Source organism: Neobacillus sp. CF12 (assembly GCF_030348765.1).
GTDB lineage: Bacteria > Bacillota > Bacilli > Bacillales > Cytobacillaceae > Neobacillus.
This window is the reverse complement of the sequence record NZ_JAUCEU010000007.1, coordinates 3878852-3899157: the sequence shown is the minus strand read 5'-3', so window position 1 is coordinate 3899157 and position 20306 is coordinate 3878852. Positions and strand designations below refer to the sequence as shown.

The window sequence follows — 20306 nt, the reverse complement described above, 5'->3', positions numbered from 1 at the left end:
TCCTACGGTATATCTGATAATTCTGATATATTATAATTCTCAAATAACTCTAGGAGTGACGCTCATGTTAAAAGTACTATCAAAAACCGGTCTAACTCTAGCTTTAACTGGAAGTATTGTGGCAGCAGGTTTTCAACCTACTGAGGCCCCATCCACCACAAAAAGTACATACACTCTAAGTCCAGCTGATTTCGTTGGAGCTGCTCCAGAACTAGCTGAAAAAGCAAAGGAGCTAGGAGTCGATTTATCTAAGGTTGACCCTGCAGAGAAGGCTAATATAGGAACTAAATTCCAAGAGCCTGGCGATAACCATGTCGACTATAAAGAAGCAACAGGTGATGTACCGGTTCTTGTTATTCTAGCAAAATATAAGAAAGGCGATGAACCAGTCGGCGACTTACCTGGACAAGTTCCAGCTAAATATTATGAGGACTTAATCTTTGGTACAAAATATAACCCTTATGAATTAGACGCATTCAAACAATATGCAACCTATAATGGTGTGGCTGCTCCAACAGATCGTACTATGCAAAATGCTTATAAAGAGTCTAGTAATGGAGCTATTAATTTAGTTCGCAATGAAAATACTGAGTTTGTTTGGGTAGAACTTCCTCAAGGCGCTTCATACTATTTAGATCAAAAGGGAACGTATGCTGAGAATGGTAAATATGTACTTGGTAATGTAAACGGAGATGCTCATACTGGTGAATTCGTACGTGACCTTTTAAAAGCTGCTGATGACCAGGTAGATTTCTCAAAATATGCTGAAAACGGCGAAGTTCCAAACGTATTCGTGGTTCACGAAGGAACAGGAGCAGAGTGGAGCCAAGACCCTGCTCAATTTTGGTCTCATAAATGGAGTTTATTGAGTGCCTTATACTATGGTAAATACTATGAAACTGGTAAACCAGCAGATGTTCATTCTGGAATGAGCCAAAGCGCTTGGATCGATAAGACTATTGCTGCCGATATGACGTATGATGGAGTTGTCGTAAACAACTACAATATCCAGCCTGCTATTGGTGGTAACGTAGCCGGATTCAATTTAACAACTAACAGCTATGATGAAGCTTCTAAAACAGGTCCATATCCAGCCCAAGCTGGGGTATATGCTCATGAATTTGGACATGCTTTAGGGCTGCCAGATTTCTATGACACTGTATATACGTCTGAAGGTGTTGGAAACTACTCAATGATGGCTGGTGGTTCATGGATGCGTTATCCAGACAATAACGCCTATTCTGGTAACTCCCCTACTCATTTTGATCCATTCTCAAAGGTTTTCCTTGGATGGGCTGAACCTATTAATGTAACACCAGCTGACGGCGTTAAAGAGATTACTCTGCCAGCTATTAATAAAGCCAATGCTACAAACGGAATCGTCAAAATGGAAGTTCCTGGCTCCCATGGAACAGAGTACTTCCTATTTGAAAACGTTCAGCAGGATGGCTTTAATAAAGGATTGGTTCGTCAAGGAGAGGATTCTCACGGATTATTAGCATGGCATGTCGATGAAAACATTATCAACTTATATCAAACTGCCGGTTTCCGTCCAAATAATGTAGAAAATTGGATGAATAAACGCTTCCAGTTTAATCAATCAGAAACAGCTGGCAACGGTACCGTTGTTACACACTATGGCTTATCACTTCTACAAGCTGACGGAAAATATGAGCTAGAAAAGAACTTAAACCGCGGTGATGCAGGAGACTTCTTCAAGACAGGCGCGGAGATCACTCCAACCTCTTCTATTGTTCATACTGGTTCCTACTACTTCTGGAAGGGCTATAGCGCTGCTCCAGCTGACTCTGGAATTCATGTAACTGATATAAAAGAGAATGCTGATGGTTCCATTACTGCAAAATTCTACTATAGTTCCAACGAAGGTAAGAAATAATCATCGGAACGGAAAAAACCTGAGTCCAAATGATCTCAGGTTTTTCCTTATAAATATCCAAAAATCAATCCCGAAAAGTAATATCTCTTTTCGGGATTGATTCGTTTTATTAATTCTTTTTTGGTGCTTTCGTTTTCAGGTTAACTTCATACGTGAAGGTAATAGGATCCTTACTTTCAGCAGGTGCTGCATAAGATGTAATCATATAGTTCTTTCCATCCTTGAACAACTGTCTTAGAGTTAAAGCATCTTCTTCCGTAACATTGAATGGATCTACTGTGATTACCTTGTAATTAGTTTTTGCACCCTTCTTATTTCCTACTTCTTTCTCATTGATAAAAGTTACGGTATAGTTCACATACTGACCAGCTAATTCTTGGAAAGATTTAAATGCATCTGTTGAACTACCATCATTGGTATAACCAATTTCAGGAATTTCAATATTATCCACAAACCATCCGCTCTCTGTTGTACCCCAGTCGGTTAAATAACGAAAGGAAAGCAATACTTTTTGACCTGCATATGCACTTAAATCAAAGGTTTCTTTCTGCCAATCTTCATACGTACCAGTAAAACCTGGTACATTTTCTTTAATTTTTGGATAGCCTTCTTCAACTACATCACTGCGTGTATTTTCATTTTCTAAGCTAGTCCATGACTCGCCGCCATCCGTTGAAACTTGGACCATGCCGAAATCCCACTGCTCTTCAATATCAATGTAGTTATCGAACTTTAAGGTCGCCGTATTGACACTAGAAAGGTCCGCTTCAAAAATCAAGCCATTGTCCGCTTCGTCTCCCGCATTGCCCCAAAGCACTTTATTATCAGAACCTAGTGGATCATTTACAGACTGCCAAGGGATAGGTAGGAAATCTACACCGTCAAAGGAAATACTTCTAACTTTATCTTGGAATGCTAACTCTTTAAAATCGCCGCCCCAAGCAGGAACGCCTTCCTTTTCAAAGGTATTTGCTTTCTCAAAATCAACCGTTTTGCCTCTAGTTTCACCAGTAGTCTGATTCACAACAACATCACGAAGATCAATGCTGTCAAAATTATATACTCCATTTCCAACTCTGTCAGTATCAAGTGTTAAGGCAGTCATAAAGTTTTGATAGAGTTGCGTGAAATCAAGGCTTGAACCATGTGCCTTTAATACCTCATTAACACTATTTAGACCTTGTGTTTCGTTTAAAGCTAAATCACGGATAAACTCACGGCCAAACTTATCATTCATATATAATGTAAATAGATATACTTGTCCATAATCTGCAATTGTTTCAGGGCCAGTTGTTGCCGTTCTATGTTCATCCCAATTTACTAAAGAGTTTTCAGGATGATCTAAGTAGAAGTTGATAGAACTATCATCATGGCCATATCCGCCAAGATATTCTGAAAAAGTTGACATACCTTCATTTAACCACGTTTCTTCCGCGCCATCATTGTCCGCGTGAATTAAGTGCTGTAGTTCATGAATGGTTGTCCCAAAGAAGGTAGACTCTAAACGGGTTTCCCAGTTGTTTGTATCGATTGTAATGATATTTCTATCCATATAGTTCTCTAGTGTTTGCCAGAAGAAACCAGCAACAAAGAATGGATAATTCGGGTTAGTATAGTTATCGTCTTGAATATTATCTACTAACATGATAACTTTGTCGCTTCCCTCATAATAACCAGCAGGAACATTTTTTCCAGCTAGTGGAGACTTTGATCCATCATGAATATCAGGTGTTCCAAAGAACGCAGTCGCTTTTGGGTATATATTATTATCAAATTCATCACGTAATTTATCTACTTGTTCTTGAGTTACCACATGTGCTGGGCGCGTGTCTCCTGCTGGAAATGCAAGGTCATTTGCTACCCAAATTTCTACATTTTCACCCACACTACGTAATGTAAATGGTTTGAATTTTAAACCTCTATTTAAGAATTGTTTGGTTCCCCCATCAAATGTAAAACTGCTGCTGGCTGATGTACTTTTTGAAGACTGATCCTCATTAAAATTAATCTGTGCTGCTTGCTCAGCAATTTTCGCCTCTGCCTGCTTTAAGAATGAAGAATCATTAGCTAGTAGATTTAGTTGACCATCAATATCTACTCGATCTCCATAGCGCTCTACGTCCCATTTTGGCGCTGTTGCTTCTGCTGCCGCTACTTTTGAATCATTAGCTGATATCGGAGCAAAAAGTGATAGAGCTAATGCACCAGTTGATAGAATCGATAATAGTTTTTTCTTTTTCAACTTCTGGTTCCTCCCTTTTATCCCTATTTGTTTTCAAAATAGTAGTAACATAATGAATTTTTTGAATATATAGATAATATGTCACAAGCGTCTACTCCTAAAGTTCCGAATTTACTAGCCATTTTCGTGATTCTTTTTTACTCAAAAAAAGGGAATACTCTTTTCTTTTTATCCGACAAAAGTACCGAACCTCATATACAAGAATAATTTCACGGAAATAAAACATAGTTTACTTTTGCAGGTGCATCCTAAGAAAAAAGAGTGTTAACAGGAGGAATGCGTGTGAATGTAGATGATAGTATCATTGCACGAGAGAAAATGAAGGGAATCGTTCATACTACGCCATTGGACTACTCTAAAACCTTTAGTCAACTTTCCCATAATGAAGTATACCTAAAGCTAGAAAACCTTCAAAAAACTGGATCATTTAAGGTTAGAGGATCTTATAATAAGTTAATTTCGCTATCAAAGGAAGAGTTACAAAAAGGGGTTATAGCAGCATCTGCAGGCAACCATGCTCAGGGTGTTGCTTATTCTAGTCAAATGCTTGGTATAGACTGCACGATTGTAATGCCGAAAGGTGCACCTCTAAGTAAGGTACTTGCTACAAAGCAATATGGGGCCGAGGTCCTCCTGGAAGGAACAACATTTGATGACGCTCTAGCATTTGCTTTAGAACTAAAAGAACAAAGGGATGCTACCTTTATTCATGCTTTTGACGATGAGGCGATAATTGCAGGACAAGGGACGGTAGGTTTGGAAATACTTGATCAACTTCCGGATGTAGAGGCTATTATTTGCCCTATAGGAGGCGGCGGCCTGATTGCAGGGGTTGCACTAGCCGTAAAGGAAAGAAATCCCCATATCGCTGTATATGGCGTCCAGGCGCTTGCCTGCCCAAGCATGAAACAATCTTTATTAGAAAAGAAGCCGGTGATGGTAGAATCTACGCCAACAATGGCAGACGGGATTGCTGTTAAAAAACCAGGGCAGCGACCCTTTGAAATCATTCAAAAGTATGTCGATGATATCTATTGTGTCGATGAGATGGAAATTGCTAGGACTATGCTGATGATTTTAGAGAGAAATAAGTTGCTAGTAGAAGGATCCGGTGCCTGTTCTCTTTCAGCATTACTATATGAAAAAGTAAAACTGAAAGAAAAGAAGGTTGTATCCGTATTAAGTGGTGGAAATGTCGATATGAACTTTATATCGCGGATTATTGAACGCGGCTTAGTCGAATCAGGCAGATATGCCACTTTTAGCATAACCTTAAAAGACAAACCTGGTGAACTCCAGAAAGTTTTAAGTTCATTAACAGATCTAGATGCAAACATTCAATCAGTTAATCTAAATCGAATGGGCAAAAATATTTACCCTGGATATGCAGGGCTCGATATTTCAGTCGAAACTAAAAACAACGAACATATTGAGATGCTGTATAAAGTCCTAAAAGAAAAAAACTACAGTCTCGAAATGAGATCGTTCTAAACGAATATGCTAAAAAATCCTTACTTTTTTAAAGTAAGGATTTTTTAGTAAGAGTATTCTCATGTTGAATCTACTACTTTTGCTCATTTTTATATCTAATTAATTCTTTTTCTGTACAACGTACAAAATGTCCTGGTTTAACTTCTCTAAGGGCAAATTCACCATCTGTATCATGTACAGTAGGATCATAACTAATACGTTTACGAGTGCGCTCATATCTTGGGTCTGGAAGAGGAATAGCTGATAATAATGATTTTGTATAAGGATGAATAGGATTATTGTATAATTCATCACTTTCAGCAAGTTCTACCAAGTTACCCATATACATAACGCCAATACGGTCGGAAATATATTTAACCATTGAAAGGTCATGTGCAATAAACAAGTATGTTAATCCGCGTTCTTTTTGCAATTTCTTAAGTAGATTAACAACCTGTGCCTGAATCGACACGTCCAATGCAGAGATTGGCTCATCGCAAATAATAAACTCAGGATCAACAGCAAGTGCTCGCGCAATCCCAATCCGTTGTCTTTGACCACCACTAAATTCATGCGGAAAACGAGTAGCATGCTCTCGGTTAAGACCTACGGATTCTAGCAGTTCTTCAACCTTTTGCTTTCGCTCGGCCTCGTTTTTCACCAACTTATGAACATCAAGTCCCTCGGCAATAATATCCAATACTGTCATACGAGGATTCAAGGATGAAGATGGATCCTGGAAAATCATTTGCATTTTACGGTTAAATTTAAGCAGTTCTGCTTTATTTTTCTTCCCGTGAACATCTTCACCATTAAATTTTACTTCGCCGCCAGTTGCGTCATAAAGGCGGATGATCGTTCTACCCGTTGTAGACTTTCCACATCCAGATTCACCAACTAATCCAAACGTTTCACCTTTATAAACATCAAAGCTAACTCCATCTACAGCCTTAATAGTATTTTTTTTACCGACTGCAAAATGTTTTTGCAAATCTTTTACTTCAAGTAATTTTTCTCTTGTCACTTTTTGTCACCGCCCTTAGCACCTGTTTGAGCAAAACCTTGCATCCTGTGCTTAACAGCAGCAGGCGGTTCAATTTTAGGTGCATCTTCATGTAACAGCCATGTTGCCGCATAATGTGTATCTGATACTTTAAACATCGGCGGTTCCATTTCTGTATCGATAGCTAATGCGAATTGATTTCTTGGAGCAAACGCATCCCCTTTAGGAGGGTTAAGCATATCTGGCGGGCTGCCAGGAATAGCAAATAATTCTTCGTCTGTGCTATCCAATGTAGGCATCGAGCCAATCAATCCCCACGTATACGGATGCTTAGGGTTGTAGAAGATATCATCTACTGTCCCAATTTCGACAATTTTCCCCGCATACATTACCGCTACACGGTCTGCCACGTTCGCAACAACACCAAGATCATGTGTAATAAAAATAATCGCGCTATCTGTTTTCTGCTGAATGCTCTTCATTAATTCCAAAATTTGAGCCTGAATGGTTACGTCAAGAGCTGTCGTCGGTTCATCCGCAATTAAGATCTTTGGATTACATGCCAATGCAATCGCTACCACAACACGCTGACGCATACCGCCTGAAAATTGGTGTGGATATTGATTAATACGGACATCCGGTCTTGGAATACCAACAAGTGATAAAAGTTCAAGAGCTGTTTTTCTAGCTTCTTGTCTGTTCATATTTTGATGCTTCATAAGACCTTCCATAATCTGATTACCAATTTTCATTGTCGGATTAAGAGACGACATTGGATCTTGGAAAACCATAGAAATGTCTTTTCCGCGTATTTTTTGCATTTCCTTGCTCGTTTTTTTAGCAAGATCTACTCCCTCAAGAAGGATTTGACCTTCTTTAATAAAGCCATGTGGTTCAGGAAGAAGTCTCATAATCGCATTAGAGGTTACTGACTTACCAGAACCAGATTCACCTACGATTGCCAATGTTTCACCTTTATTTAAGTCAAAGGTAACACCCCGTACGGCATGCACTTCACCATTGTAGGTGTTAAATGATACTTTTAAATCCTTGACTTCCAATAATTTACTCATTTATTAAACACCTACCCTCTTATTTATGCATCTTCGGATCAAATGCATCTCTTAAACCATCACCGACAATATTAAATGCAATCATAAGCACAGAGATTACAATTGCCGGGAACACAAGCATGTATGGATAAAGTCTGAGGTTATCAAACCCAAGGTCAATTAAAGAACCGAGTGAAGCATCTGGAGGAACAATACCTAATCCGATAAAGCTTAAGAATGCTTCAAAAAAGATTGCTCCTGGAACTGAAAACATCGTGTTAATAATGATAATACCACTGATATTTGGAACCAAGTGTTTTCTAATGATGGTGCCATTAGAAGTACCTAATGTTCTTGAAGCTAAAACAAACTCTTGGTTTTTAAGCTTTAACACTTCACCACGGACAATTCGGGACATACCAATCCAGCCTGTTATCGTTAACGCAATAACAATCGAGATAATTCCAGGCTTAAGGACAAGCATCATTAAGAGAATAATGACCAAGTTAGGAATACCAACTAAAATCTCAGCAATCCGCTGCATGATATTATCGACTTTTCCACCATAAAATGCTGAAATCCCACCATAAGAAACACCAATGACAAGGTCTAATAATGCGGCTACAAAAGCAATGATTAACGATACTCGTGTACCTTCCCATAGTCTTGTCCATTGGTCACGACCTAAGGCATCGCTTCCAAACCAAAAATAAGTGTCTTTCATATCTTTGGCTTCATAGATATGGTACGTTGCTTTAACTTCAGCAGAATTTCTGGTACCGTCGCCTTTATTAATTACTTCGATATCAATGAATTCTTTTTTATTATCAAATCTTGCATTGGCTTTGTTCGTAGCCTGCTGAACATTTGTTCCTTCAAAATTTGCTGTTAATGTACCATCAAAACCAAGCCATGAAACATTTTCTAATACGGGTATACGAGGAGGCATTTTTGCCCTCTTTAGATCCTGATCATCAGAACCGAAGTCGTTCATCCATGGACCAACGATACTCATAATAATAATCAATAGGATAAGGAACAAGCTGAATACAGCAGGTTTATTACCTAATAGTGTTCTTCTAGCATCCTGCATAAACGTTCTGCTTGGAGCTGATATTTTTTCACTCGTATCCTCTTTACGAACAAGAGGAACAAATAAATCTTTTGGTATTTTATTTAAGTTATTCTTATCCATTTATTTACTTCCTCCTGCTAGTCTTATTCTAGGATCGATCAATCCGTATAGGAGGTCAATGATTAAAATAATCAAGATAAAACCAAATGCAAACAATAATGTTGTACCCATAATTGTTGGATAATCATTTACCATAACAGACGTAACGAATTGTTCACCAATTCCTGGAATAGCAAAGATTTGTTCAATAACCATTGATCCAGTCATTAAACCAACTGCCATTGGGCCTAAAACGGTAATTAACGGAATGAGTGCATTACGCAAACCATGTTTTAAGATAATTCCAGACTCCGCTACACCTTTAGCACGAGCTGTAATGATGTAGTTGGAGTGTAACACTTCTACCATTTCTGTTCTTGTAAAACGTGCAGCAGTTGCCATTGGGTGAATAGCCAAAGCTATCGTTGGCAGGATCGTATGTTCGAATTCTCCCCAAAGTGCAACCGGGAACCAACCTAATTTTACGGCAAAAACATATTGCAATAAACCAGCAAATACAAATGATGGTATCGATGTACCTAAAACTGCAATAATCGTTGATGAAAAATCAATTGGACTATTACGGAAGATAGATGCCATTAATCCAAGGATTATCCCTATAACAGAACCCAATATTAAGGCTTGGAAACCCAATAGTGCAGATGGCCCGATTCTGTCTATTAAGATTGTAGTTACAGGAGTATTATCAAATTTAAATGATACCCCCAAGTCTCCTTGTACAAGTCCTCCAAGATACTTTGCATACTGAACCGGCACTGGATCATTCAATCCATACTTTTCTAAGATAATTTCTTTTTGTTCTTCACTCAGTTTATCTTCTGCGTTTAACGGGCTTCCCGGCAAAATTTTCATAAGAAAGAACGAAGCAGTAGCGATAATAAATAATGTTAAAAACATATACCATACGCGACGGAGTAAATATCGAGTCATTTTTGCACCTCCTAAATTTCTCTTTATTATATGTTATATCGTTGCGATTATAAATTTTTGTTATAATCGGAATATTCGGTTCCAAAGGCAAGAAAGAGAGTATATGCCTAATGCATACACTCCCTTCAATTTTTCATAATAGCATATTTTACACTATTAAATTACTAATAATTATTCTTCAGCACCAACGTTAGCCCATTTGTACTCGTAAGTTGCTCCGAATTGGTTTGTAAACACACCTTGAATTTTCGGAGAAACTAATAGAGCACCAGCTCTTTGATATACAGGAGCAATTGCTGCATCTTCAAAAAGAATCTTTTCAGCTTTTAAGAAGTTGTCAAAACGTGCTTCTTGATCTGTTGCTTTAGTTGTTGCAGTTTCGTTTATTAACTTATCATATTCTGGGTTAGAATAGCCCATTTGGTTGTTTCCACCATCAGTTAACCATAGGTTCATGAAGGTATATGGATCAAGGAAGTCAGGTCCCCATCCAGCAAATTGCATGTCATAATCCATAGCAGTATCTAATTCTAGACGTTGCTCAAATGGTACTTCTTTTAAAGTAACTTTTAAACCAGGAAGATTTGTTGACAATTGGTTTGCAAGATATTGGTTCATCATCTTAGATACTTCAGCGTCTCCACCAAGTAATTCGATAGTAACTTCTTTAGTTCCTAATTCAGCTAAACCTTTTTCCCAGAATTCTTTCGCTTTTTCAACATCATATTTCATTAGATCTCCGCTTACTTCACGGAAGTCTTTTCCATCTGGAGTTGGAACGAAATCTTTTGGTACTAAACCGTTAGCAACGATAGAACCGTTGTTTAAGATTTCATCTACTAATGCTTGCTTATCAAATGCTCTAGCAATTGCATTACGTACGTTTACGTTCTTAAGAGCTGGGTTTCTTGTTTGGTTCATCTTAATATAGAATACTGAATTATCAGGTTCTACTGTGTAATCATCATGAGTTGCGTATTGGTCAACTAAGTCAGAAGATAAACCTGCACGGTCAACTTCACCTTTTTCATACAAGTCAACCCCAACTTGTGGTTCTTTTACTACAACGTAAGTCATTTTTTCTAACTTAACAGTTTTTGCATCCCAGTAAGTTTCGTTCTTAACTAATTCCCACTTTTGAGCAGTAGAAGTCCAAGAAGAGAACTTGAATGGTCCGTTAGATAATAATGTATCAGCGCTAGTTGCATATGTGCCACCTTTTTCCGTTACAAACTTCTCATTTAATGGGAAGAAAGTTGGGAAGGTTGTTAAAGATTCAAAATAAGGAGTTGGATTTTCAAGTTCAACAACTAGTTTGTAATCACCATCAGCTTTAACACCTAATTGATCAACTGGAACTTCACCTTTATTTACAGCAGTTGCGTTTTTGATAACGCCGCCCATCATGTATGGACCATATTCAGATCCTTGATTTGGGTCTACTGCACGACGCCAAGAAAATACGAAGTCGTTAGCTGTTACAGGCTCACCATTTTCCCATTTTGCATCTTCACGTAAAGTGAATGTCCAAGTTTTACCGTCTTCACTTACTTCGTGCTTAGTAGCAATACCTTCAGTTGGTTTTCCGCTTTCATCAAGACGGTATAAACCTTCCATAATAGCAGCCGTGAATTGGATACCGTATTCATCTGTTACCATACCAGGGTCCATTGAAGGGATTGTATCCCCGTTAATAAAGTGTAATACTTGTTCAACTTCTGGTGCATCATCAGCTGGTTTTTTATCATCATCAGCTGTTTCTTTGTTGCCTGAGCAAGCAGCTAAAAACATGCTTAGCACTAGGCTTAGAGCTAAAAGCCATGCGTATTTCTTCTTCATAAAAAAATGACCTCCTATTGTTTTATTTTTCTGTAAATTCGCTCTTAAAAAAGAAGCTAAGGAAATCATACTATTTTTCTGCTACTCTTGTAAAGACTAAATATATAAAAGAGTCAAAAAATTATTATATCATTATAGATTACAACAACATTACAGTTGATATATCAATGCTTTTTCGATTATAAACTGGTAAAAATTTATTTCAATATAGGAATGCGCTTTCTTTTTTTAATAGAAAAAAACGGATAAAGTATACTTTCAAAGCGTATTAGGTTAAAATACCTTTATTCTTCTTTACATTCTTTACATGATTAAAATAATATTATGAAGATCAGGTGAAAGCAAATGTTTAAAAATAAATGGAAGCTTTTTTTACTCAATCTTTTATTAACTCTTTTGATCTTTTTTATTTTCTCATCGAACTATAATCTCCTGAACTTTATAAACTCATTATTCTATCTTTCCATTATTTATCTAATTACCGTATTACTTATGTACACGATTAAAGGTGGATTTTTTGACGGAGTTACCTTCGGGTTCAGAAGATTCAATAGCATCATGTTTAAAAGAGATGACCATCTTGAAGAGTGGCGTGATAAACCACTGCCTTCTGAAAAATTTAACGCTTTACACTATCAACGTTTTAAATTCCAAGCTATCTCCTTATTAGTGCTACTAATTATCCTACTTTTCCTTTACTATACAATTTAAGGGGGGATCTATTAATGGGAAAGAACCTAATTCAAAAGGTTGGTCAAATTGCCGTTCCAGTTAAAAATTTAGATCAGGCTGTACATTTTTATAAAGAAAAACTCGAACTTCCTCTTTTGTTTACTACAAACGTTTTAGCATTCTTTGAATGTAACGGTCTGCGTCTATTACTAAGCGTTCCTGAAAAAGAAGAATTTTCTCATCCTAGTTCGATTATTTATTTTCAAGTTAGAGATATTAACGAGGCATATGGGGATTTACTAAATAAAGATGTTACATTTATTGATGAACCACACCTTATTGCAAAAATGGGACAAACTGAAACATGGATGGCGTTTTTTAAAGACAGTGAAGATAATACCCTTGCATTAATGAGTGAATTCGAAGTGTAGAAGTATTCAAAGAGACCAAAAATTACATGTCGGTCTCTTTTGTTTTGCCACGAATATCTTACCCTACTATTAGTACCTACCTATAAAGTGAATATAGCGTTCCTTATTTTCCTGCATACTTTTTTCAACCATTTCTCTATGAATAGCTTCTTCAAGGGAGACATCCCGTTTTTTAATACTAATGGTGAAAAAGAGAATATTTACGTTCACTGGTTTTTCCTCCTTCTCAATTTCCTTTTTTATTTTTATCCTTTTCAACTAGATAACGTTTAACGGAAGTAAAGTGTTGAGGAAATTATTTAAATTTTTTCCACGAAGTTAAGCAAACTATAGATAAAAGTCTTGAAAGGAAATTAATCATGAGAAAAAACCTTATATTTGTTATTGGTGTCATTTTCAGCATCATATTCTTGTCAATAACCCCAGTCCATGCAACTGAAATTCAGGGACAACATATTCTTATGACGAAGGAGGAATTTAAAGATTGGTTATTTAACACTCAAGTTAATCGTGAAATACGGTTAATCCAACAACATCATACTTGGATCCCTTCATATACTCACTTTGATGGTTCTAACCATTTTCGATTGCTGACTGGTATGGAGAACCATCATAAAAAAACAATGGGCTGGAAGAATATTGCCCAAAATGTAACGACCTTTCCAGATGGAAAAGTAGCTGTATCTAGACCTTTTAACATTGCCCCTGAAGGTACCATTGGTCCTAAGGCTAATTCAGCCGGAATTGCCATCGAACATATTGGCAACTTCGATATCGGGCATGATGTAATGACAAAAGCACAAAAGGACACAATCATTTATATCAATGCTTTACTGTGTATAAAATTTGGGTTAACACCTTCGATAGACAGTATCACCTATCACCATTGGTGGCACTTAAAAACAAAAGAAAGAGTCTTGGATGCCACTGCCAGCTACAATGTTAAATCCTGTCCTGGTACCGGGTTTTTCGGAGGTAATTCTACATCTAGTGCTAAGAGTAACTTCTATCCCCTCATATCAGATAAGATAGAAGAACTATTAGAAACAGATCAATAGATCTAATAAAAACGATTCATTTCCTTGACCTATGTCAAGGATTTTTTTGTATTAATGCATTAAATTTAAATAGTAAAAACATAGAGGAGAAGGAGACTATATACATGAAGAAGTTCAGATTATTATTTTTAATGGGTGCAATCATAGTAGGTTTAGCTGCTTGCGGAGGAACAGATGAAGAAACCACTGCTAAACAAGATGAAAAGGAAGTTGAAACCACAACAACCGCATCCGATGTAGAGGAATTTACAATCACAGCTACTAACTGGGAGTTCTCTTCTGATAAAGAACTGGTTATCAAAAAAGGAACGAAGGTTAAACTTAATTTAGTGAACGAAGAAGGAATGCATACAATTAGTAGTGAAGAGCTAGAAATTGAACTAAAAGCTGATACACCATCTGAATTTACTGCAAAAAAGACTGGCGAATATGAATTATTTTGTTCTACTATTTGTGGAGCTACCGATGACCATGAAGCAATGAAAGTTTCATTAAAAATTATAGACTAATAGAAAAAAGTCCTGGTTTCAGGACTTTTTTTGTTTTACTACTAATCTAGGTTAAATAATTTACCCCCTAAATTATCCAACAATACTTTACAAGCAATCTAGTTGATGCGTATAATCAATCTTAGAGTCTTAATTTTCAGTAGATATATAATATTCAGAATTAAATTTCACTTAGGGGGTAAAAACGAATGAAGGTCAAACATTGGTTATTGCTTTTAACATTTGGATTGCTGCTAAGCCTACTTGCTGCCTGTTCTGGTGATGAGTCAAAGGAATCTGCAGGTACAAATGCAAAAGAAGAGGAAAAAGAAGAAAAGGTACTTAATTTTCTAAACCCAGAAGCGATTCCGTCAATGGATCCATCTTTAGCTACAGATGAGTCTTCTTTCATCTATTTAGCTGCAACAATGGAAGGTTTATATCGATTAGATGAAAAAACACAACCATCTCCTGGGATTGCTACCGAGCATAAAGTAAGTGACGATGGTCTTACATGGACCTTTACATTAAGAGAGGACGCAAAATGGTCAAATGGTGATCCGGTAACCGCTCATGACTTTGTCTATTCATGGCAGCGTGCCGTTGATCCAGCTACAGCATCTGAATATGGCCCATACATGATGAGTGGAGTAATTAAAAATGCTGCTGCTATAAACAAAGGTGAAGCAGCTGTTGATCAATTAGGAGTCAAAGCTGATGGCGATTATACTCTTGTAGTTGAATTAGAAAATCCGACACCATACTTTGAAACATTAACAACATTTGGAACCTTCTTGCCATTAAACAAGAAGTTTGTGGAGGAAAAGGGCGATAGTTTTGCCACAAGTTCTGAGAATTTATTAGCGAATGGTCCTTACACTATGAACAATTGGTCAAGTACAGGTGATACATGGGAACTAGTAAAGAATAAAGATTATTGGGATACAAAAACTGTGAAAATGGATAAACTGACTTTCAAGGTAGTAAAAGATCCACAAACTGCTCTTGATTTATATGAAGAAGGTACGGTTCACCGAATGGATCTAACATCCGATCTAGTTGACCAGTATTCTACAAGTGACGATTATGTGGTTTCCGCAGATACATTTGTTTATTTCTTAAAGTTTAATCAAACAAAATCAGAAGCATTAGCAAATAAAAATATTCGTGCTGCACTTAGCAGAGCTTTTGACAAGGAAGCGTTAGTAGGAGAGATTTTAAACAACGGATCCATCGCAGCAAACGGATTGGTTCCGAAAGACTTTACACCTATGCCTGAAACAGGTGAGGATTTCCGAAAAGTAAGTGGAGATCTTGTCACGTATGACCTTGAGAAAGCAAAAGAATTCTGGGCAAAGGGATTGGAAGAGTTAGGTACTGACTCCGTTGAACTCGAGTTCCTTGCAGATGATGACAAGACAACTAAAAACTTAGTTGAATACGTTGCAAACCAACTTTCAACGAATTTAGAAGGATTAAAGATCAATATTAAACAAATTCCAAAAAAGCAACGTCTTGAATTAGATTCAAATATGGATTATCAACTTCAGCTTACGAGATGGGGCCCAGACTTCCTTGATCCATTTACTTACATGAACTTGTGGATTACAGATGGCGGGAACAATATGACTGGATATTCAAGTACGGAATATGACAGATTGGTTAGTGAAACAGCTACAAAATTTGCTACAGATAATGTAGCTCGTTACAACAACTTCTTAGAGGCCGAAAAAGTGCTATTTGAAGATGCTGTGATTGCCCCAGTTTACCAAGCTTCTAGAGCACAATTAATCTCTCCAAAAGTCCAAGGTGTATTCGTGAACCCATTTGGTGCAACATACGAATATAAATGGGCAGATGTAGGGGAAGAGTAAAATCTTTCATAGTAAAAAATCAAAGAGGGAGAAATGCCAATTGGTATTTCTCCCTCTTTTTATAAATGATTTAACTGACTATCATACATATTGAAATAAAATCCTCTTTTTTGTAATAGATCTTGGTGCGTACCTGACTCAATGATTTCCCCTTGATGGATGACTAAAATGCGATCGGCATTTTCGATGGTTTTCAGTCGGTGAGCAATGATAAAGCTCGTACGTCCTTTCGTTAACCTATTGATTCCCTTTTGAATTTCTATTTCGGTATTGGTATCGATACTTGAAGTCGCTTCATCCAGTATTAAAATTTCCGAATCAGCTAAAATCGCCCTAGCAATAGCTAGTAATTGGCGCTGTCCCTGACTTAAATTATAACCGCCAGACGTAATCCTTGTGTGATACCCTTCTGGCAAATGTTTAATGTAATGGTGTGCCGATGCCATTTTTGCTGCTGCTATGACTTCCTCATCGGTTGCCTCTAGCCGTCCGTAACGAATATTTTCCATTATACTTCCTGAGAACAAGAAAGTGTCTTGAAGTACAACCCCGACTCTTTTCCGCAGCCCGCTTAATTGATAATCACGAATATCTCGACCATCCAGTTTTATTTCACCAGCGGTCACATCATAAAACCTCATCAATAAATTGATGATCGTAGTCTTTCCTGATCCAGTTGGACCCACAAGAGCAATTTTCTCACCTGATTTGACATGGAAATGAATATTTTTCAAAATAGGATTGCCTTCTTGATAACCAAAGTGGACATGAGAAAATTCCACATCGCCTTTAAATGAATCTACGACTATGGCATTCTCCTTATCTAGCAAATCCGGCGTCTCGTCCATGATTTCAAATACACGCTCTGCACCAGCTATTGCTGATTGAAACATATTAAAGAGATTCGAAAGTTGTGCAATCGGCCGAAAGAATTGACGGGAGTATGTTACAAAGGCAGCAATAATTCCAACAGTAGCTAATTCCTGTACCGTCATCACTGCTCCAATTGCAATAATCAAGCAAAGTCCTAGATTGTTAATAAAGTTATTAACCGGACCGAGATATCCAGACACAATATCCGCATCCAAGGCTGATTGACGCAGACGTTCATTGACTTCTGAAAATTGCTGATTCATTGTTCCTTCTTTTCCAAAAAGCGTTATGACTTCAGCCCCCGAAATGGACTCTTCGATAAATCCGTTTAATTCACCTAAATCTCGCTGCCTTTTTATAAAATGACTACTGCTATAAGTGATTAACTTTTTTGTAGTAAAAATGATTAATGGAAGTACTACTAGTGACACAATAGCAAGTATCCAATTAAGGGAAAACATTGCGATCGTCACACCTAAAAGCATCAGAATGGATGAGAAGATTTGTATGATACTTTGACTTAGAGCACTATTCAAACTATCAATATCATTTGTAACCCTGCTCATTAGGTCGCCATGTGTCCGTTTATCAAAAAATCGTAAAGATAATGTTTGAAACTTATTAAATAAATCCTGCCGCAAATTCCTTATTGTTTGTATGGATACCCGAACCATCATAAAAGATTGCATCCAAGTAAACAATGCAGTAGCAATATAGACAAGGGCGAGTAATATCAAAAATCTAAGCGTCCCAGCAATGTCTTTTGGAATGATGTAATCATCTATGATAATTCCAATCATAAATGGAGCCAACAGACTCAACAGAGTAGAAACAAAAACAAATATAATAGAAGCAATTAACGCTGCTTTTTGCTTCTCCATATACAGCCAAATCCGTTTTATCGTTCCCTTCCTATCTTTTGCCTTTACAACCGGTCCGCTTAACCCTCTCGGACCACGCACTGAATTCATTAAATTGGGATTGTGTTGTGAAGCAGATTTACTCATCCAAATTCAACCTCCAATCCGCTCTGTGAAGTATAGATATCACAATAAACTTTACTATTTTTCAGTAATTCATCATGTGTGCCGCTAGCCTCAATTTCCCCATCCTTCATCACAAGAATCTGATCTGCCTCACGGATAGAGGAAATTTTTGATGAAATAATAAACACAGTCGTATGGGAGTAAGCCTGTTTTAATGCCTGTTGTATCGCTGCTTCTGATATAGCATCAACGGCAGAAGTTGAATCATCGAGAATGACAATATCTGCACCGCGGATAAAGGCACGTGCCATTGCTAACCGCTGACGCTGTCCTCCTGATAAATTTGTAGCGCCTTGCATAAGTGTGTGTTCAAATTTATTATCAAACCTATTAATAAATTCACTCGCAGCAGCAGATTGTGCAGCTTGTTCAAAGTCATCCTTTGTTGCTTCTTCTTTTCCAAAACGTAAATTGTTCTCGATCGTACCTGAAAACAAGGTGGCTTTCTGTGGAACAAATCCAATTGCTGTACGAAGTTTTTCAAGGGGCAATTTCTTTACGTTAACCCCATCAATAAGTATAGTGCCTGAATCAGGGTCATAAAGGCGTGGAATCAGTTTAACAAGTGTTGATTTCCCGCTTCCGGTTGACCCGATAATACCTATTGTTTGTCCGGGCTTTGCTTTAAATGATATGTTTCTAAGCACATAATTTCCATTTTTACTATAGCTGAAATTTACATCCCTAAACTCTACGTCGCCTTGAAGTTCAGAACGAGTGACTGGCTGATACGGTTCAGTAATATCAATTTCCGTTTCAAGAACCTGGTTAACTCGCTCAGCGGAGGAAAAAGAACGTGCAATCTGCATTAATACATGGCTGCTGCTCATTAATCCATTCATCATGATGTTTAAGTAATTAATAAAAGCTAAAATGACCCCGACTTGTAGAGTACCTTCATTTATCTTAATAACACCCATCCAAAGTCCGGCAATGATTCCTAGATTAACAATAAACATCATAATAGGCATCAGGGTCAGGACAAGCTGTTCAGCGGTCAAATTTCGTTTCATTAATATGTCATTAACTATTTTAAAATGGTTCTTTTCATAATCTTGGCGATCAAATGCCTTGATCACTCGTATACCCGCTAACATTTCTTGAAGCTTTGTGTTTACTAGATCCATGGCCTTTTGCACATTCAAAAAAAGCTTTCCTGACTTTACTGAAAAGAAATAGATAAAAGCCATTAAGATAGGGATGGATACAAGCAACACAGGAAATAGTTCTCTCGCAGTTAACCAAACAATCACCACAGATCCTATGAATAGCAAAGGTCCACGTACAAACATACGTAGTGTCATGATGACGGCCTGTTTTAATGTTTCGATATCATTGGTTGCAATGGTGATTAATTTCCCTGTACCAAAAGAGTCTGTATTATGATTTGAAAATTGTCCCACCTTTTTAAACACATCACGACGAATATCCGTAGCAAAATGAACAGCCGCTTTTGCAGCGTAAACTGAGCATCCCGCCCCTCCAATTAATCCAATAACCGCACTTAGTAACATTATGAAACCTAGTTTGATAACATAACCATTATCTTGATTGGCAATGCCAGTATCAATCATCTTCTGCATGATGGTTGGCTGCAAAAGATCCATCATGACTTCAATACACATTAAAACGGGTGCTAAAATGGCAAAAATTCTGTATGGCCTAATATACGGTAGTAACTTTTTCATAGCACTCATGAAATTTCCCCTTATCTAGTACTTTTCTCTTTTAAACGATTAGTCATTTCATCGATAAAGGCGATTAATTCTACTACACTGTCTGGATTGCCTCGCGATTGTTTCATGGCTTTCCGAAATTCCGTTTCCCATCGTTCCATTGCAGCCCTTAATTGAATGGACTCCTCGGACTTCTTCCACATCATTCTTTCTTTCCATTCAACCCAAAAATCACCTTCCCTATGTATAGCAGTTTCCTCTAACCGAGTCCTGCCATTCTCATTAATCGTATAGACCTTTTTATCTGATGCAGTATCCAGTTGTATTAAATTTTGGTCGACTAGTTCTTGAAGTGCAGGATAAACGGTTCCAGCACTGGCGGAATAAGCACCATTTGACCGTTCTTCTAACTCCTTCATGATTTGGTAGCCGTGCATGGATTCTTCCTTCAACAAATGCAAAATTGCAAGTTGAACAAAACCTCTTCGTTTTTTCATTTTTATGCCTCCTCACTTATATCGATAATTTTAATCGATATATCGTTTAAACGCAATCGTAAT

General features: G+C 37.4%; 17 protein-coding genes. 7 read left to right on the top strand and 10 right to left on the bottom strand.

The features are described 5' to 3' along the window. Positions 1 to 64: 64 nt before the first annotated feature. Entirely contained in the window at positions 65 to 1897 is a 1833-nt protein-coding gene (locus QUG14_RS18610) for a M6 family metalloprotease domain-containing protein (RefSeq protein WP_289341937.1), read from the top strand. 109 nt (positions 1898 to 2006) lie between these two features. On the opposite strand, the gene QUG14_RS18605 is transcribed toward QUG14_RS18610, so the two are convergent. Further along, on the bottom strand, positions 2007 to 4139 hold the full coding sequence (locus QUG14_RS18605; RefSeq protein WP_289341936.1) for an immune inhibitor A domain-containing protein: 2133 nt from the start codon (positions 4137 to 4139) through the stop codon (positions 2007 to 2009). A gap of 276 nt (positions 4140 to 4415) precedes the next feature. Between QUG14_RS18605 and ilvA the strand changes: the two genes are divergently transcribed. After that, on the top strand, positions 4416 to 5630 hold the full coding sequence (gene ilvA / locus QUG14_RS18600; protein WP_483310740.1) for a threonine ammonia-lyase: 1215 nt from the start codon (positions 4416 to 4418) through the stop codon (positions 5628 to 5630). 73 nt (positions 5631 to 5703) lie between these two features. On the opposite strand, the gene QUG14_RS18595 is transcribed toward ilvA, so the two are convergent. The 5 genes from QUG14_RS18595 to QUG14_RS18575 all read right to left on the bottom strand — a co-directional run bounded on the left by QUG14_RS18595 (position 5704) and on the right by QUG14_RS18575 (position 11628). Next, positions 5704 to 6633: an ABC transporter ATP-binding protein gene (locus QUG14_RS18595; protein ID WP_289341935.1), complete on the bottom strand. Its 930-nt coding sequence runs from the start codon at positions 6631 to 6633 to the stop codon at positions 5704 to 5706. Continuing rightward, positions 6630 to 7685, bottom strand: coding sequence for an ABC transporter ATP-binding protein (locus tag QUG14_RS18590; protein WP_289341934.1), 1056 nt, complete (start codon positions 7683 to 7685; stop codon positions 6630 to 6632). Before QUG14_RS18590 ends, QUG14_RS18595 begins: the two co-directional genes overlap by 4 nt. A gap of 19 nt (positions 7686 to 7704) precedes the next feature. After that, positions 7705 to 8859 (bottom strand): oligopeptide ABC transporter permease, encoded by a 1155-nt coding sequence (gene opp3C, locus QUG14_RS18585; RefSeq protein WP_289341933.1) that lies wholly within the window; start codon positions 8857 to 8859, stop codon positions 7705 to 7707. Next, complete coding sequence (gene opp3b, locus QUG14_RS18580; protein ID WP_289341932.1) at positions 8860 to 9789, bottom strand: oligopeptide ABC transporter permease; 930 nt, start codon at positions 9787 to 9789, stop codon at positions 8860 to 8862. Between the two features lie 171 nt (positions 9790 to 9960). Continuing rightward, positions 9961 to 11628, bottom strand: coding sequence for a peptide ABC transporter substrate-binding protein (locus QUG14_RS18575; protein ID WP_289341931.1), 1668 nt, complete (start codon positions 11626 to 11628; stop codon positions 9961 to 9963). Between the two features lie 345 nt (positions 11629 to 11973). On the opposite strand from QUG14_RS18575, the gene QUG14_RS18570 reads away from it, so the two are divergent. Together QUG14_RS18570 and QUG14_RS18565 are read left to right on the top strand one after the other, a co-directional pair. Further along, the gene (locus tag QUG14_RS18570) at positions 11974 to 12339 is read left to right on the top strand and encodes a DUF3899 domain-containing protein (protein WP_289341930.1); all 366 of its coding nucleotides are present in this window, start codon (positions 11974 to 11976) and stop codon (positions 12337 to 12339) included. Between the two features lie 14 nt (positions 12340 to 12353). Further along, a complete protein-coding gene (locus QUG14_RS18565; RefSeq protein WP_289341929.1) occupies positions 12354 to 12731 on the top strand; it encodes a VOC family protein in 378 nt (125 codons plus the stop codon). Positions 12732 to 12800: 69 nt separating this feature from the next. On the opposite strand, the gene QUG14_RS18560 is transcribed toward QUG14_RS18565, so the two are convergent. After that, positions 12801 to 12941 (bottom strand): YrzI family small protein, encoded by a 141-nt coding sequence (locus QUG14_RS18560; RefSeq protein ID WP_289341928.1) that lies wholly within the window; start codon positions 12939 to 12941, stop codon positions 12801 to 12803. A 149-nt stretch (positions 12942 to 13090) separates the two neighbouring features. Between QUG14_RS18560 and QUG14_RS18555 the strand changes: the two genes are divergently transcribed. From QUG14_RS18555 to QUG14_RS18545, 3 genes are all read left to right on the top strand, one after another. Then, positions 13091 to 13789, top strand: coding sequence for a peptidoglycan recognition protein family protein (locus QUG14_RS18555; protein ID WP_289341927.1), 699 nt, complete (start codon positions 13091 to 13093; stop codon positions 13787 to 13789). Between the two features lie 104 nt (positions 13790 to 13893). Beyond that, on the top strand, positions 13894 to 14298 hold the full coding sequence (locus QUG14_RS18550) for a cupredoxin domain-containing protein (protein WP_289341926.1): 405 nt from the start codon (positions 13894 to 13896) through the stop codon (positions 14296 to 14298). A 188-nt stretch (positions 14299 to 14486) separates the two neighbouring features. Beyond that, on the top strand, positions 14487 to 16151 hold the full coding sequence (locus QUG14_RS18545) for a peptide ABC transporter substrate-binding protein (RefSeq protein WP_289341925.1): 1665 nt from the start codon (positions 14487 to 14489) through the stop codon (positions 16149 to 16151). A gap of 59 nt (positions 16152 to 16210) precedes the next feature. Here the strand turns inward: QUG14_RS18545 and QUG14_RS18540 are convergent, their stop codons facing one another. From QUG14_RS18540 to QUG14_RS18530, 3 genes are read right to left on the bottom strand one after another with little or no spacing between them, the layout of a single operon-like run. Beyond that, complete coding sequence (locus QUG14_RS18540) at positions 16211 to 17995, bottom strand: ABC transporter ATP-binding protein (protein ID WP_289344182.1); 1785 nt, start codon at positions 17993 to 17995, stop codon at positions 16211 to 16213. A 32-nt stretch (positions 17996 to 18027) separates the two neighbouring features. Then, entirely contained in the window at positions 18028 to 19767 is a 1740-nt protein-coding gene (locus QUG14_RS18535; protein ID WP_289341924.1) for an ABC transporter ATP-binding protein, read from the bottom strand. Between the two features lie 11 nt (positions 19768 to 19778). After that, positions 19779 to 20243 (bottom strand): PadR family transcriptional regulator, encoded by a 465-nt coding sequence (locus tag QUG14_RS18530; RefSeq protein ID WP_289341923.1) that lies wholly within the window; start codon positions 20241 to 20243, stop codon positions 19779 to 19781. Between the last annotated feature and the right edge of the window lie 63 nt (positions 20244 to 20306).

Excerpts from the sequence above, each read along its gene's own strand:
- ilvA (WP_483310740.1), top strand. The coding sequence starts at position 4,416 with ATGCGTGTGAATGTAGATGATAGTATCATTGCACGAGAGAAAATGAAG.
- QUG14_RS18550 (WP_289341926.1), top strand. The coding sequence starts at position 13,894 with ATGAAGAAGTTCAGATTATTATTTTTAATGGGTGCAATCATAGTAGGT.
- QUG14_RS18540 (WP_289344182.1), bottom strand. The coding sequence starts at position 17,995 with ATGAATTCAGTGCGTGGTCCGAGAGGGTTAAGCGGACCGGTTGTAAAG.
- QUG14_RS18545 (WP_289341925.1), top strand. The coding sequence starts at position 14,487 with ATGAAGGTCAAACATTGGTTATTGCTTTTAACATTTGGATTGCTGCTA.
- opp3C (WP_289341933.1), bottom strand. The coding sequence starts at position 8,859 with ATGGATAAGAATAACTTAAATAAAATACCAAAAGATTTATTTGTTCCT.
- QUG14_RS18610 (WP_289341937.1), top strand. The coding sequence starts at position 65 with ATGTTAAAAGTACTATCAAAAACCGGTCTAACTCTAGCTTTAACTGGA.
- opp3b (WP_289341932.1), bottom strand. The coding sequence starts at position 9,789 with ATGACTCGATATTTACTCCGTCGCGTATGGTATATGTTTTTAACATTA.
- QUG14_RS18570 (WP_289341930.1), top strand. The coding sequence starts at position 11,974 with ATGTTTAAAAATAAATGGAAGCTTTTTTTACTCAATCTTTTATTAACT.
- QUG14_RS18555 (WP_289341927.1), top strand. The coding sequence starts at position 13,091 with ATGAGAAAAAACCTTATATTTGTTATTGGTGTCATTTTCAGCATCATA.
- QUG14_RS18535 (WP_289341924.1), bottom strand. The coding sequence starts at position 19,767 with ATGAGTGCTATGAAAAAGTTACTACCGTATATTAGGCCATACAGAATT.
- QUG14_RS18530 (WP_289341923.1), bottom strand. The coding sequence starts at position 20,243 with ATGAAAAAACGAAGAGGTTTTGTTCAACTTGCAATTTTGCATTTGTTG.
- QUG14_RS18590 (WP_289341934.1), bottom strand. The coding sequence starts at position 7,685 with ATGAGTAAATTATTGGAAGTCAAGGATTTAAAAGTATCATTTAACACC.
- QUG14_RS18565 (WP_289341929.1), top strand. The coding sequence starts at position 12,354 with ATGGGAAAGAACCTAATTCAAAAGGTTGGTCAAATTGCCGTTCCAGTT.
- QUG14_RS18575 (WP_289341931.1), bottom strand. The coding sequence starts at position 11,628 with ATGAAGAAGAAATACGCATGGCTTTTAGCTCTAAGCCTAGTGCTAAGC.